Origin of the sequence: Tsukamurella sp. M9C, from assembly GCF_020169415.1 — a bacterium.
GTDB lineage: Bacteria > Actinomycetota > Actinomycetes > Mycobacteriales > Mycobacteriaceae > Tsukamurella.
This window is the reverse complement of sequence record NZ_JAIULG010000077.1, coordinates 1-13,401: the sequence shown is the minus strand read 5'-3', so window position 1 is coordinate 13,401 and position 13,401 is coordinate 1. Positions and strand designations below refer to the sequence as shown.

Annotated in this window: 16 protein-coding genes; 9 read left to right on the top strand and 7 right to left on the bottom strand. The window is 71.6% G+C overall.

Annotated features, from left to right (window positions below; translation table 11 throughout):
* On the bottom strand, positions 1-280 hold a 280-nt coding region (locus LB823_RS22925; protein ID WP_224651955.1), incomplete at its 3' end, for a hypothetical protein.
* 96 nt (positions 281-376) lie between these two features.
* On the opposite strand from LB823_RS22925, the gene LB823_RS22920 reads away from it, so the two are divergent.
* On the top strand, positions 377-1,897 hold the full coding sequence (locus LB823_RS22920; protein ID WP_224651953.1) for a protein kinase: 1,521 nt from the start codon (positions 377-379) through the stop codon (positions 1,895-1,897).
* An 80-nt stretch (positions 1,898-1,977) separates the two neighbouring features.
* Here LB823_RS22920 and LB823_RS22915 read toward each other — a convergent pair whose 3' ends face one another.
* The 4 genes from LB823_RS22915 to LB823_RS22900 all read right to left on the bottom strand — a co-directional run bounded on the left by LB823_RS22915 (position 1,978) and on the right by LB823_RS22900 (position 5,194).
* Positions 1,978-2,460, bottom strand: coding sequence for a hypothetical protein (locus LB823_RS22915; RefSeq protein WP_224651951.1), 483 nt, complete (start codon positions 2,458-2,460; stop codon positions 1,978-1,980).
* Between the two features lie 95 nt (positions 2,461-2,555).
* Entirely contained in the window at positions 2,556-2,918 is a 363-nt protein-coding gene (locus LB823_RS22910; RefSeq protein WP_224651949.1) for a hypothetical protein, read from the bottom strand.
* 24 nt (positions 2,919-2,942) lie between these two features.
* The gene (locus tag LB823_RS22905) at positions 2,943-4,115 is read right to left on the bottom strand and encodes an acyl-CoA desaturase (RefSeq protein ID WP_255604303.1); all 1,173 of its coding nucleotides are present in this window, start codon (positions 4,113-4,115) and stop codon (positions 2,943-2,945) included.
* A 26-nt stretch (positions 4,116-4,141) separates the two neighbouring features.
* Entirely contained in the window at positions 4,142-5,194 is a 1,053-nt protein-coding gene (locus LB823_RS22900) for a flavin reductase family protein (RefSeq protein ID WP_224651947.1), read from the bottom strand.
* Positions 5,195-5,371: 177 nt separating this feature from the next.
* Here LB823_RS22900 and LB823_RS22895 point away from each other — a divergent pair, with 177 nt between their 5' ends.
* From LB823_RS22895 to LB823_RS22865, 7 genes are all read left to right on the top strand, one after another.
* Entirely contained in the window at positions 5,372-6,031 is a 660-nt protein-coding gene (locus tag LB823_RS22895; protein WP_224651945.1) for a TetR family transcriptional regulator, read from the top strand.
* A gap of 76 nt (positions 6,032-6,107) precedes the next feature.
* Complete coding sequence (locus LB823_RS22890) at positions 6,108-6,488, top strand: ribonuclease domain-containing protein (RefSeq protein ID WP_224651943.1); 381 nt, start codon at positions 6,108-6,110, stop codon at positions 6,486-6,488.
* A gap of 2 nt (positions 6,489-6,490) precedes the next feature.
* Positions 6,491-6,796 carry a barstar family protein gene (locus tag LB823_RS22885; protein WP_224651941.1) on the top strand — a complete coding sequence of 102 codons (306 nt, stop codon included), beginning with the start codon at positions 6,491-6,493 and terminating at the stop codon, positions 6,794-6,796.
* A gap of 47 nt (positions 6,797-6,843) precedes the next feature.
* Entirely contained in the window at positions 6,844-8,301 is a 1,458-nt protein-coding gene (locus LB823_RS22880; protein WP_224651939.1) for an aspartate ammonia-lyase, read from the top strand.
* Positions 8,302-8,484: 183 nt separating this feature from the next.
* Positions 8,485-9,141: a GAF and ANTAR domain-containing protein gene (locus LB823_RS22875; RefSeq protein ID WP_224651937.1), complete on the top strand. Its 657-nt coding sequence runs from the start codon at positions 8,485-8,487 to the stop codon at positions 9,139-9,141.
* 266 nt (positions 9,142-9,407) lie between these two features.
* Positions 9,408-9,713 (top strand): GlsB/YeaQ/YmgE family stress response membrane protein, encoded by a 306-nt coding sequence (locus tag LB823_RS22870; RefSeq protein ID WP_224651935.1) that lies wholly within the window; start codon positions 9,408-9,410, stop codon positions 9,711-9,713.
* 37 nt (positions 9,714-9,750) lie between these two features.
* Positions 9,751-10,005 carry a hypothetical protein gene (locus LB823_RS22865; RefSeq protein WP_224651933.1) on the top strand — a complete coding sequence of 85 codons (255 nt, stop codon included), beginning with the start codon at positions 9,751-9,753 and terminating at the stop codon, positions 10,003-10,005.
* Positions 10,006-10,120: 115 nt separating this feature from the next.
* Here the strand turns inward: LB823_RS22865 and LB823_RS22860 are convergent, their stop codons facing one another.
* Together LB823_RS22860 and macS are read right to left on the bottom strand one after the other, a co-directional pair.
* Positions 10,121-10,771, bottom strand: a complete 651-nt coding sequence (locus tag LB823_RS22860; RefSeq protein ID WP_224651931.1) for a response regulator transcription factor — start codon at positions 10,769-10,771, stop codon at positions 10,121-10,123.
* 28 nt (positions 10,772-10,799) lie between these two features.
* Entirely contained in the window at positions 10,800-12,017 is a 1,218-nt protein-coding gene (macS, locus tag LB823_RS22855; RefSeq protein ID WP_224651929.1) for a MacS family sensor histidine kinase, read from the bottom strand.
* Between the two features lie 34 nt (positions 12,018-12,051).
* Between macS and LB823_RS22850 the strand changes: the two genes are divergently transcribed.
* Positions 12,052-13,293 (top strand): lysylphosphatidylglycerol synthase transmembrane domain-containing protein, encoded by a 1,242-nt coding sequence (locus tag LB823_RS22850; RefSeq protein ID WP_224651927.1) that lies wholly within the window; start codon positions 12,052-12,054, stop codon positions 13,291-13,293.
* Positions 13,294-13,401 lie beyond the last annotated feature (108 nt).

Below are 13,401 nucleotides of genomic sequence, written 5' to 3'. Positions count from 1 at the left end.
GGGCGGCCCGCAGGGGCCGGGACAGCCCTCGCGGCACCGTCAGGGCCCGCCGCCCGGCCCGCAGGGCCCCGGCGGCCCGCAGGGCCAGCGTCCGAGCGGTCCGATCGGCCCGGGTCCGAGCGGCCCGATGCCGCGGCAGCAGCGCCCGGGCGGGCCGCAGGGTCCGCGCCAGCCGTACCCGCCGCGTCCGCAGGGGCCCCAGGGCCCGGGCGGGCCGCAGGGTCCGCGCCCGCAGGGCCCGACGGGTGAGGGACCGCGCCCCCAGCAGCGTCCCCCGCACCAGGACTGATCCGCACGACGAACGAGCCCCGATCCCCACGGATCGGGGCTCGTTCCGTATTCCGGTGCGGGTCGCCGCGCAGTAGGCTCGGTGACCGTGGCGGGGAACGACCAGGACCTGGAGATCGCCGGGTACCGGGTGCTCGATCGGTTGGGCGCGGGCGGGATGGGGCAGGTCTTCCTCGTCGCGCATCCCAGGCTGCCGCGCAGTGACGCCCTCAAGCTGCTCGACGGTGCCGTCTCCTCCAGCGAGGAGTTCCAGGCGCGGTTCATCCACGAGGCGGATCTACTGGCGCCGCTCTCGCACCCGAACATCGTGCACCTCTACGACCGCGGGCGGCTCGACGACGGCCGGCTGTGGCTGACGATGGAGTACCTGCAGGGCACCGACGCCAAGCAGCTCCTACGCGAGCGCGGCCCGCTGCCGCTGGGGCTGGTCGCGCAGATCGTGAGCGGCGTGGCCGCGGCGCTGGACTACGCCTACGAGGACTTCTCCATCACCCACCGCGACGTGAAGCCCGCGAACGTGCTGGTCCGGATGCGGAACGGCCGGGTGGGCGCGGTGAAGCTCGTCGACTTCGGCATCGCGAAGGCCTCGACGGAGGCGAGCTCGCTGACGGTGACGGGCACGACCGTCGGCACCCTGGGCTACCTCTCCCCCGAGGCGATCAACGGGCTCGAGCTGGACAACCGGACCGACCTCTACTCCCTGGCGACCGCCGCGTTCGAGCTGCTCACCGGCGCGCCGCCCTTCGCCGGCACGACGATCGCGGCGATCATGGGCGCGCATCTCTACCAGCCGATCCCGTCGCTGCACCTCCGCGGGCCGGGCCTGCCCGCGGAGCTCGACGCCGTCTTCGAACGCGCCCTCGCCAAGGACCCGGCGGCCCGGTTCGCGACGAGCGGCGAGTTCGCGGCTGCCCTGGCCGCGATCGCCGCGTCCGCCCCCGACGCCTGCGCAGCGGCACCGCCGGCCCCGGCGGGCGAGGGCGAGAGCGACGGGGCCGGCGACGATCCGCACTACGCCTCGACCACGATCCGCCCGGCCGTCGACGACCCCGCCGGCGACGCCGCGACCACCGTGCTTCCCCCGAGCGCGCCCGCCCCCGGCGCAACGGTCGAGCTCCGCCGCGGCGAGACCGTGGACCTGCCGGTGACGGCGGAGGAGCGGCTGCTACTGACGCCGCCCGGGATCAGGTCCGACGGCGACCTGTTCGCGCTGGTCGTGGACGGCGATCGGCGGGTGCTCAGCGAGCAGCACCTGGTCTTCTACAACAACCCGCGCGACCCGGACGGCATCGCCGAGCTCGCGGCCACCGGCCTGGTCCTCGCGCCGCACCTGCTGCCGCGGGGCGCCCGGATCGTGGTCGCAGTCGCCTCCGACGCGCCGGAACCCACCCGCCCGACGGTGCCGGCCGTGGTCGTCGAGTGCGCGGACGGCGCGTGGGCGGTCCCGACGGCCCCCGAGCCGGGCCTGCGCGCAGCCGCGCTGTGCGAGGTGTACCACCGCGACACCGCGGAGGGCCCGGTGCTGCGGCTGCGCGCGGTCGCGCAGGGCTGGACCGACGGCGTCGCCGCCCTCGTCAGCGCCTACGGCGTGGAGGTCGACGAGACCTGATCCGTCGAGGAATCGGCCGATTCCGGCCCGGCGATCCGCTCAGGGGATTCCCGGCCCGGATTCGACCGTTTTCCCGACGATCAGGGCTTCGCCTTCGGGGCCGACGGGGCCGGCTTCGGCGCAGCGGCCTTGGGGGCCTCGACCTTGGGGGCCTCGGCCTTCGGTCCCGGCTTGGCCTCGGTCTTCGGCGCCGGCTTCTCCCCGGCCTTGGTGTCGGCCTTCGGTGCCGGCTTCGCGTCGGCCTTCGCCGCGGCCGCGGCGGCACCCTTGTCCGCGGCGCCGGGCTTCGCAGCGGGAGTCTTGACGCCCTTGACGGCGGCGATGTCGGCGGAGACGTTCGCCGCGGTGGACTTCACGTCCGCGTCCAGCTTCGAGCCCGCGGACTTGAGGTTGGTCACGCCCTCGGTGACCTCCTTGCCGGCCGACTTCACGGCGGCGACGTCGGAGGTGATCTCGGACTTCTCGTCCGCGGCGCGACCGGCCGCGCCGCGCGCCTGCGTCAGGCCGCCGATGATGCCGCGGATCGTCTTCACCACGGCCTTGCCCTGCTCTACTGCGCTCACGACCACACCTCTCCCGAAAGACTGTTGGATTGCAACCTTCTCACGGCCGGGGGCGCGCTGCCACCGTTCTCTTCACGGTGGCTCCATCGCGCGGGTCAGGAGTCCGTGGCCGGCCCGGTCTCGTCGGATTCCGTCGCGTCGGGTGACGCCACGCCGGAGTCGTTCGCGTCGGATGACGACTCCTCGGACGCGTCGGAGACGGTCTCGTGCCCGGCGGTGGGCGGGTCCGGCAGGTCGGCGGGGGCGGCCGGCGCCGACCGCTGCTCCGTGCGGGCCTCGTCCGCGGCGGCGGCCTTGGCCGCCTGCCGCATCTCCAGGGCATCGCTCATGGCGTCGCCGACCTCCCGCGCGACATCGGCGACGGCGGTGGTGATGATCGTCGCGATCCGGCCGACGCGGATGGCCGTCGACTCGACGGCCTCCTGCGCCGCGTCCTTGCGCCGCTCCAGTTTGCCCACGTCCGCGCCCTCCTGCAGTCCGGCTTAGACCGACACCATCTCACGCTCGGCGGCGCGCTGCCAGCCCGCCTTGGCGAGGGCCTTCGACGCGGCGTCCTCGTGCCGGGCACGCTCGATGGTGACGGCGAGCTCGGGCTCCTGCTTGGTCCAGCGGTTCGGCAGCGAGAGCTTCGCGATCTTCTTCCACGTCGAGCCGAGCTGGGCGCGCAGCGAGCCCGTGTTGTAGGGCAGGCCGAACTCCTCGCACGTCGCACGGACCTCGGCGGCGATCTCCGGATAGCGGTTGGCGGGGATGTCGGGGAACAGGTGGTGCTCGATCTGGAAGCTCAGGTTGCCGCTGAGGATGTGGAAGAGGCGGCCGCCGTCGATGTTCGCCGAGCCCAGCATCTGCCGGACGTACCACTCGCCGCGGGTCTCGTCGGCCGTCTCCTCCTTGGTGAAGGTCTGCACGCCCGACGGGAAGTGCCCGCAGAAGATGATCGAGAAGGTCCACAGGTTGCGCATCAGGTTCGCGGACATGTTGCCCAGGAAGGTCAGCGGGAACAGGGGCCCGGTGAGCGCCGGGAAGATGACGTAGTCCTTGAGGACCTGCTTGCCCGCCTTCTTCCGCATCCCGGCGACGAGCTCCTTGATGTCGCCCCACTTGCGCTCGCCCTTGACGATCCGCTCGGCCTCGAGGTCGTGCAGCATGACGCCCCACTCGAAGAGCACCATGAGCGCGCCCGCGTAGGCGAGGTTGCCCAGGTAGTACGGGTGCCACTTCTGCTCGGGGGCCATGCGCAGGATGCCGTAGCCGATGTCGCGGTCCATGTCGAGCACGTTGGTGAACGTGTGGTGCAGGTAGTTGTGGCTGTGCTTCCACTGGTCGGCGGGGCACACGGTGTCCCACTCGAACTCGCGGGAGTTCAGGCCCGGCTCACGCATCCAGTCGTACTGGCCGTGCATCACGTTGTGGCCGATCTCCATGTTGTCGAGGATCTTCGACACGCCCAGGGAGCCCACGGCCAGCGGCCACAGCGGCGGCAGGTACATCATGGCGCGACCGGCGATCTCGAAGCCGCGCTGCGCGCGCACGATCTTGTAGATGTACTCGCGGTCCTTGGCGCCCAGGTCGTTCACCACGCGGGTGCGGATGGCGTCGAAGCGCTCGCCGATGGCCTCGACCTGCTCGGCGGTGAGGGTGATGTGCTCGGTCATGATGGACTCCCCTTCGAAGATGGTGGCTAGAGCGCGATCTCGACGTCGCCGACGGGCGCGCTGATGCAGAGCTGGATGTGCTGGTCGGGCTCGTCGTTCGTCTCGCCCGTGAGGATGTTGGTGGTGCAGCCCGTCTTGCGGACCGCGGTGCAGGAGAAGCAGATGCCCATGCGGCAGCCGCTCTCGGGGAAGAGGCCGGACGACTCGGCCTGGTCGAGGATGCTGCGGCCGTCGTTGTCGACCTCGGTGCCGGCCTCGGTGAAGCGCAGGGTGCCGGTCGCCTCGCCCGACGGTGCCGCCACCACGGGCGGGGTGAACTCCTCGACGCGGAGCTCGACGCCGGCGTCGGAGTACAGCTGTTTCGCGGTGTCGAGGAGCGGGGCGGGCCCGCAGGCGAAGCCGATGTCGCCGAGGTCCTCGAGGTGCTCGGGGCCGAGGTGGCGGCCGCCGGCGCGGGTGTACACATAGGTCACCGAGACGTTCTGCCGGCGGGCGAGGCGGTCGAGCTCCTCGCGGTACGGGTTGTCGCCGGAGTCGCGGCAGAAGTGCAGGACGTCGATCGCCCCGTCGTGCTCCTCGTCCACGAGCGTGCGCACGATCGAGAGTACGGGTGTGACGCCACTGCCGCCGCTGATGAGGCGGATCCGCGCGGGGCGATCGCCGGGCGTTCCGGGCAGGGTGAAGGTACCGGCCGCCGGGGTCAGGCCCAGCACGTCGCCCACCGCGAGGTTCTCGCGGAGGTGCTTGCTGACGTGGCCGTCGGCGTCCGCGGTCACGGTGAACTCAAGGTCGCCGGGCTGATGCTGCGAGCCGGCGGGCGAGAAGCAGCGGGTCTGACGGACGCCGTCGATCACCACGCTGACCTGGATGAACTGGCCCGCCTGGAAACCCTCGAACTGGCGGGTGGGCGTCACACTGAAGGTCACGGTGCGGTCGCTGCGCCGGCTGACGGCGGTGACGCGGCCACGGATGTCGGTCCAGGTGACCATCGGGTCGACGAGCTCGAGGTAGCGGTCCACCGCGTGGGGGGTCAGCACCGCCTCGATGACGGATCCGGCGAATCGGGTGAAGCGGCTCATGGCTGTGTTTCTCCGTTCAGTGCACGCTTGTACACTCACAGTATGCACGCAGTCGTCGCCTCCCCGTCAAGGAGTAGTTCCGTGACGTCCACCACAGACCCCGCGCCGGGTTCGACCTCCACCCCGGCGCGAGCCGCGCACGCAGCGCGTTCGCCCCGGCGGGATAGACTCGGATCCATGCCCAGACCGACCCCGCGCGCCGTCGAACGGCACACCCCGGGGCCGTCGCGGGCGGAGGCCAAGGAGCGCACGCGGCAGACCCTGCTCGACGAGGCGCTGGCCTTGGCCGGTGAACGCTCGTTCGCGAGCCTGTCGCTGCGCGAGGTCGCCAAGGCGGCGGGCGTCGTGCCCACCGCCTTCTACCGCCACTTCGCCTCGATGGACGACCTCGGCGTCACCCTCGTCGAGGACGCGATGCGCGTCCTGCGCCGCATGCTCCGCGAGGGTCGGCGCGAGGGCGTGGCGCCGAGCGGCGCGGAGGCGATCCGCGTCGTCGCCAAGCAGGCCCGCACCAACGACGCGGAGTTCCAGTTCCTCGTGCGCGAGCGCTACGGCGGCTCCCCTGAGCTGCAGCGCGCGATCGACGTGGAGCTGCGGCTGTTCGCCAAGGAGCTCACGCACGACCTGTCGCGGATCCCCGCGCTCGGCGAGTGGAGCGTCGAGGACCTCGACATGATCGCCGACCTCTACGTCACGATCATGCTGGGCTTCGTCGCCGAGCTGGTGCGCATCGACGCCCGCAACACCCGCGACGAGGACGAGCTCATCGACCGCACCACTCGCCAGCTCACGGTCGTGGCCCTGGGCCTGACGACGTACACCCCGCGCGAGCGGTAGGCGCACCGTCGGAACCCGGCCCGGACGTTCACCGCACCGCCACCACGCGATCATCTAGTTCGGCTAACTTCTGAGCATGCGTACCGCAACCCGCCTCGCGGGATCGGTCGTCGTGGCGCTCGGCGTCACCGTCGCGACCGTCTCCCCCGCCTCCGCCGCCCTGCCCACCTGCGCGTTGTCGTCCCTGCCCGCGCAGGCCACCGACACCGCGAACCTCATCCACCAGGGCGGGCCCTTCCCGTATCCCAAGAACGACGGGGTGGTGTTCCAGAACCGCGAGGGCATCCTGCCCGCGCAGGCTTCGGGCTACTACCACGAGTACACGGTGCCCACGCCCGGCTCGTCGACGCGCGGCGCGCGCCGGATCGTCACCGGCGGAACGCCGCTCACCTCGCCGCCCAACTGGTACTACACCGGCGACCACTACGCCTCGTTCTGCATCGTGACGGGAGCCTGATCGTGAAGACCTACACCGTGGACGGGCGCCGGGTGACCGGGGCGGCCGACTTCTACACCGAGCTCGGCCGGGCCGTGAACGGCCCCGACGGCTACTTCGGCAGCAACCTCGATGCCCTCGTGGACTGCCTGCGCGGCGGCTTCGGCACCCCCGAGGACGAGCCCTTCGGCTTCCGCCTCACCCACGCCGACGAGGTCCGCGCCGCGCTCGGCCCGAGGCTCTACGCCGAGGTGCTCGACGTCTTCGCCACGTCGGGCGTCCCCCTCACCGCGGAGGCCGACTCCGGACGGGCCGGGCGCACAATCTGATCCGCCGAACCGCCGAGCGAGCGGCGGCGGTGCGCAACGATTGTGCGATGACCACATCCCAGACGCGCAGCGAGCACGACCTGCTCGGCGACATCGATGTCCCCGCCGACGCCTACTACGGCGCCCACACCGCCCGGGCGCTGTTGAACTTCCCGATCACCGGCGTCCCCATCGCGATCCACACCCACCTGGTGAACGCGCTGGCCGCCGTGAAACAGGCCGCGGCGTCGGCGAACCGGCAGCTCGGCCTGCTCGACGAGGAGCGGTCCGCGGCGATCGTCGCGGCCTGCGAGCGGATCCGCGACGGTGGGCTGCACGGGTGGTTCGTCGTCGACACCATCGCCGGCGGCGCCGGCACCTCGACGAACATGAACGCCAACGAGGTGATCGCCAACGCCGCGCTGGAGCACCTGGACCGCCCCAAGGGCGACTACGCCGCGCTGCACCCGCTCGACCACGTGAACCTGGGCCAGAGCACGAACGACGTCTACCCAACCGCGATCAAGATCGCCCTCATCACCCAGCTCGCCGAGCTTGCCGAGGCGCTCACGGAACTGCGCGGCACCTTCGCCGCGAAGTCCGACGAGTTCGCGGGCATCCTCAAGATGGGCCGCACCCAGCTGCAGGACGCGGTCCCGATGACACTCGGGCAGGAGTTCGGCGCCTTCGCCACGACGCTCGGCGAGGACATCGTGCGGCTGCAGGAGGCGACGCGCCTGCTGCACGAGCTCAACATCGGCGGCACCGCGATCGGCACCGCCCTCAACGCCCACCCTGGCTACCGGCGCAAGGTCATCGAGCAGCTGCGCGAGGTCACGGGCATCCACGAGCTGGTCGGCGCGACGGACCTGATCGAGGCCACCGCCGACGTCGGCGTCTTCGTCCAGCTCTCCGGCGTGCTCAAGCGGATCGCGGTGAAGCTGTCGAAGACCTGCAACGACCTGCGGCTGCTGTCCTCGGGCCCGCGCGCCGGCCTCGCGGAGATCCACCTGCCCGCGGTGCAGGCCGGGTCGTCGATCATGCCGGGCAAGGTCAACCCCGTCATCCCCGAGGTGGTGAACCAGATCGCCTACGAGGTGATCGGTCACGACGTCACCATCACCATGGCCGCCGAGGGCGGGCAGCTGCAGCTCAACGCCTTCGAACCGATCATCGCGCGCTCGCTGGTCGAGTCCATCGCGCACCTCACGCGCGGGGCCCGGGTGCTCGGCGAGCGCTGCGTCTCCGGGATCACCGCGAACCGGGAACGCCTGGAGCAGATGGTGGCCGAGTCCATCGGCGTCGTCACGGCGCTGAGCCCCACTATCGGCTACGCCGCCGCGACCTCCGTCGCCGCCGAGGCGCTGGAGTCCGGGCGGGGCGTCGTCGAGATCGTCCGCGAGCGCGCCCTGCTCGACGAGGCCGTGCTCGACTCCCTGCTCAGCCCCGAGTACCTCACCGGGCATCCGCCCCACGCTCTGCAGCCCCGGCCCGATGACGCGCCGGCGGCGGGACTCGGCGAGTAGGACGCCGACCGTAGGACCACCCGAATACGGCTCCGTACTAGAGCATCCGGGTGGTCCTCGTCGGCTGCGCGGAGAGCCCGGGCGACCGTGCTACTTTTCTCGCGGTACACCGAATACTGCCGGTACCGGAGGACGAGCATGACTGACGAGGGATTCGAAAGCCTGCTGACGACGATGGCGGAGATGTCCCGCAACATCGCGCAGACGAGTTCTCTCGACAGCACACTCGAGAGCGTCACATCCGCATGCGTCCAGCTGATTCCCGATGTGGCGGGCGCCTCGATCCTGATCGTCGAGGGGCCCGAGAAGTACGGTTCCCTCGCGCCGACCTCGGAACTGACCGAGAAGCTCGACGCACTCCAGCACCGGTTCCAGCAGGGCCCGTGCTGGGACGCGGCGACCACCAACCCCGCCACCCGCGCACCCGACCTCCGCGGCGACGACCGCTGGCCCGAATTCGCGCCCGCCGCGGTGGAAGCGGGAATCCTCAGCATGCTCTCGTTCCGGCTGTTCACCTTCGATTCCCGGGTCGGCGCGTTGAACCTGTTCTCCGAGAAGGTCGATGCCTTCGGCGACGAATCCGAGACCGTCGGCGGGATGTTGGCGACGCAGGCCGCGACGGCCCTCATCGCCAACGATCGCGCTTTGCAATTCCGCTCCGCCCTGGCCAGCCGAGACATCATCGGGCAGGCCAAGGGAATGCTCATGGAGCGTTTCGACGTGGACGCCGTGCGGGCGTTCGAACTCCTGTCCCGCGTTTCCAGCGACAGCAACGTTCCCCTGGCGACGATCGCAGAACGCGTGGTGGAGAAGGGGTCCGCGAGCCGCGAGCCCGCGTGATCCCGCCCGGTCCTCCACCGCCTCTGGGAACGCCTCTCCCGGTACGGCATCCGTGCTAGTCTTCCGCCGTACCGAAGCGATGATCGCTTCGAGTGCATTCGCATTGAGACCACGGTGCGGCCGCTCAACCGATCGGCGTCGTCGACGCCCGTCGGTATGGACGCGCGCCGTCGGCTTCTCCCGCAGAGCATCACGGATCGCCGGTCTCCCTGCGTGTCCTCCCAGCGAGTGGCCTCCACGAGGTTTCCGCACAGAAGGAGGAGACAATGCAACTCTCGACAACGGTGATCGAGGCGAACCTCGGATTCGACGGCATAGGCTGGATCGCCTGGATCATCATCGGTGGCATCGCGGGGTGGCTCGCGAGCAAGATCATGGGAACCGATGCGCAGCAGGGCCTGTTCCTCAACATCGCGGTGGGCATCGTCGGCGGTGTCGTCGGCGGGATCATCCTCAGGCTCCTCGGCGTTTCCACGGCCGGCGCCGGGTGGATCCTCACTCTGCTCACCGCGCTCGCGGGGTCGTGCGTCCTGCTGTTCGTCGTGGGCCTGGTCACCGGACGACGTGGCTGAGGCGGCGACGATGAGAGGACTGGAATCGACTCGTTCCGTGGCAGTGATCGCCGCTCTCGCAGCGGCACTGACGCTGGGCGGGTGCGCCGAAGCCGGCGCCGACACCACATGTAAGGACTTCGTCGCGATGTCCGAGGCCGACCAGACCGAGCAGGTCCAGAAGATGTACAAGGACAAGCACGGCGAGGAGCCGGCAGCGGGCGCGGCGACCGCACTGCGAGCGGAGGCGATCGCCTACTGCAAGACCGCGGGCAAGGAGGACACCAAGATCAAGGAGGTCCCGATCTCCTGATCCACCGCGCCCGGCGAGCGCTGGGCCGGGCCGCCGGCGGGCGGGGGCGACCCCGTTCGCCGGCGCGACGGCGCGGACTCCCGATCGGCTCCGCCGGGACCGGAACCGGGCGCCACTAGTCCAGCCCGTTCTCCAAGGCGTACCGCGCCAACTCGACGCGGTTGCCGAGCTGCAGCTTCCGCAGCGTGGCCTGCACGTGGTTCTCGACGGTGCGGTGGCTCAGGTGCAAGCGCGTCGCGATCTGCTTGGCGGACAGGCCCTTCGCCACGAGCCGCAGCACCTCCGTCTCGCGAGCGGTCAGCCCGGGACCGGCGGGCTCGGGCGCCGACGCCATGCGCCGGAACTCGCCCAGCACCAGTCCGGCGAGGCCGGGGGTGAACACCGGCTGCCCGGCGGCGGTGGCGTGCACCGCGGCCACCAGCTCCTCCGCCGAGGCGCTCTTGACCAGGTAGCCGCACGCGCCGGCCTTGACGGCCTCGACCACATCATCCCGCTCGTCGGAGGCGGAGAGGATCAGCACCTGCGCCTTCGGCGCGGCCTCGAGCACCAGCGCGGTTCCGGCGGCGCCGTTCCCGTCGGGCAGCGACATGTCCATCAGCACCACGGAGGGCTGCACCGCGCCGGCGATCCGGCCCGCGGCGGCCACCGAGTCGGCGGTGCCGGCCACGGCGAAGCCGCGCGCCTCGAGATCGCGGGCCACCGCCTCGCGCCACATCGGGTGGTCGTCCACCACCAGCACGGAAATGCCCGCCGGGTCAACGTTCACAGCACTCGTCTCCTCATCACCAGCGCGGTCACGACTCGTGCGTCGACCGCGGCACCGACAACTCCCATTCCACCCCGTCGCCGACGCCCGTCGTCAGTTCGGCGCGGCCACCCAGCGCCCGCATCCGCCCGACGATGGACTCCGACACCCCCAGTCTGCCCTCCGCCCGCGCGGCGTCGAGGCGTCCCGGCGCGATTCCGGCGCCGTCGTCGCGCACGGTCACCAGCACGGCGTCGTCGAGATCCTCGAGCAGCAGGTACGAGCGCGCCCCGGGGCCGGCGTGCAGCGCGGTGTTGTCGAGCGCGTTCCGCACCGCCGCGGCCACCTCGGCGGCGGGCCCGGCCGGGAGCAGCACGGCGCCGCCCGGCTCCGCGAGCGTCACCGTCGACGAGGCGAGGGGCCGCAGCAGGTCCCGCAGGTCGACGGTGCCCTCGTCCTCCGGCCCGGGCGCTGGGCCCACCGGCGTCTCCGCGATCAGATGCCGCAGCGCCCGCTCCTGCTGCGCGGCCAGCTCACCGAGCGCGCCCAGCTCCGTTCCGGGACCACCGAGCTCCGCGCACCGTCGGGCGAGGAAGGCCAGCGCCTGCAGCACCCCGTCGTGCACCTCCCGGGCGAGGCGCTCCCGGGCCCGAGCCTCGGCGGCGACGCGCTCGGCCTCGCGGAGCTGCTCCTGCGAGCGGATCGCGACGCGGGCGGCCACGCCGAGCCCCAGGCCGACGGCCATGAACACGGGGTAGTTCGCGTCGCGGACGATGGTCTCGGGGAACGTGCCGCGGTAGATCGCGTTGACGACGGCGATGGCGATGCCGCCCGCCATGCCCGCGACGGGGCCGCCGAGGATCGCGGCCGAGACCACCGGATTGGTCAACCACAACGTGGTGGGCAGAGCCTGATTGTTGGCGGTGAACTCGGGCGAGGCCACCCAGACGGTGCCCAGGGCCAGCACAGCGGCCGCCACGAACTCGCCGATCACGAACCACCGGTTGCGGCCGAAGCCGCGCACGTAGCCGATCCCGGCGATCAGGCTGACCGCCACCACCGCGCCGATCATCACCCAGCTCCAGCCGATCCGCTGGTACCGGTCGGCCTCGTCGATCTGCCGCCCCACCGCGTACACGACGGACAGCGCGCGGAACCACTGCGCACCGCGCCACAGCGGCGCGCGGGGGTCGCCGTCGGACGCGCGCACCCCGGCGGCGTCGCCGGCGGGCTCGACGCGCCGCAGCCGCGATGCGAGGCCTTCCATGTGCCCACGTTAACCGCTGAGTAGGCTGGCGCCGATGCAGGCAGACGACGACGCGCCCTCCCCCGGCGCCGAGCCCTCCGGCGGCCCGCCGCCCGAGGACACGCCCTCGAAGGACACCGCCGTGACCCGGCGGCGGCTGAGGTGGGTCCGCCGGGCGCTGCTCCTCGTCATCGCGATCGTCCTCGGCGTCGAGGTGTACCTGTTCGGCCCGACGGTCTCGAAGTCCATCCGCGAGTTGGAGCACATCCGCTGGGAATGGGTGCTGGCCTGCGTGATCGCCGTCTTCTTCTCCATGGACTCCTTCGCCCAGGTGACGCGCGTGCTACTCCGCTCGGCGGGTGTCAAGGTGACGCAGCGGCAGGCTCTGGGCCTGCAGATGGCCTCGAACTCCGTCTCGCAGACGATGCCGGGCGGGCAGGTGCTCGCCCCCACCCTCGTCTACCGCCGCACCCGCATGTGGGGCGCCTCCCGGGTGGTCGCGGCCTGGCAGATCGTGATGAGCGGCCTGCTCATGTCGGCGGGCCTCGCCGTCCTCGGCCTCGCGGGCGCCCTGCTGGCCGGCGCGAAGACGAGCCCGTACTCGGTGCTCTTCTCGGTCGGCATGCTGGTGGTCTTCATCGTGCTCGTGCAGTACGTGGCCTCGCACCCGGACGGCCTGTACGTCGTGGGCGCCCGCCTCATCCGCTGGACCAACGACCTGCGCAACAAGCCCGAGGACACCGGCCTGGCCCGCCTGCGCGAGGTGATCGAGCAGCTCCAGTCCGTGAAGATGGGCCGCCGCTACGGCGCCGAGGCCTTCGGCTGGTCGCTGTTCAACTGGATCGCCGACGTGGCCTGCCTCGCCTTCGCCTGCTACGCCGTCGGCGAGGCGCCCGGCCTGGCCGCGCTCGCCGGCGCGTACGCGGCGTCGAAGGTGGTCAACACCATCAGCCCGATCCCCGGCGGCCTCGGCCTCGTGGAGGGCGCGCTCGTCCCGGCCCTCGCACTCTCCGGGATGCCGCTCAGTCAGGCCCTCACCGCAACGCTCCTGTACCGCCTGGTCAGCTACGTCCTCGTGGTCGTGATCGGCTGGGTCGTGTTCTTCGTCTCGTACCGCAGCACCATGGACGTCGACCCCGACGCCCCGGACAAGAACGGCGAGAAGCCGTCCGAGAAGGCCGCGAAGGCGGCGGAGGCTGCGACGGAGGGCACGGACGCCACCTCGCCCGCTCCCGACGGTCCGCCGGACGACGGCGCACCGTCGGGCCGGGAAACCGGTCCCGACCAGCGAATTTAGCGCGCCCCAACCGGCGCTGAAGGGCCGGCGGGCATCGTCGTTCCTGTGAGCGAGAGACCCGCAACGCTCACGGCGCCCCGGAGTGGAGGGGGGCGAGGGGGTCAGGCC

Bases quoted from the DNA above. Each gene is read 5' to 3' on its own strand.
- LB823_RS22905 (WP_255604303.1), bottom strand. From the start codon at position 4,115: ATGACCGAGCACATCACCCTCACCGCCGAGCAGGTCGAGGCCATCGGC.
- LB823_RS22900 (WP_224651947.1), bottom strand. From the start codon at position 5,194: ATGAGCCGCTTCACCCGATTCGCCGGATCCGTCATCGAGGCGGTGCTG.
- LB823_RS22895 (WP_224651945.1), top strand. From the start codon at position 5,372: ATGCCCAGACCGACCCCGCGCGCCGTCGAACGGCACACCCCGGGGCCG.
- LB823_RS22890 (WP_224651943.1), top strand. From the start codon at position 6,108: ATGCGTACCGCAACCCGCCTCGCGGGATCGGTCGTCGTGGCGCTCGGC.
- LB823_RS22880 (WP_224651939.1), top strand. From the start codon at position 6,844: ATGACCACATCCCAGACGCGCAGCGAGCACGACCTGCTCGGCGACATC.
- LB823_RS22875 (WP_224651937.1), top strand. From the start codon at position 8,485: ATGTCCCGCAACATCGCGCAGACGAGTTCTCTCGACAGCACACTCGAG.
- LB823_RS22870 (WP_224651935.1), top strand. From the start codon at position 9,408: ATGCAACTCTCGACAACGGTGATCGAGGCGAACCTCGGATTCGACGGC.
- macS (WP_224651929.1), bottom strand. From the start codon at position 12,017: ATGGAAGGCCTCGCATCGCGGCTGCGGCGCGTCGAGCCCGCCGGCGAC.
- LB823_RS22850 (WP_224651927.1), top strand. From the start codon at position 12,052: ATGCAGGCAGACGACGACGCGCCCTCCCCCGGCGCCGAGCCCTCCGGC.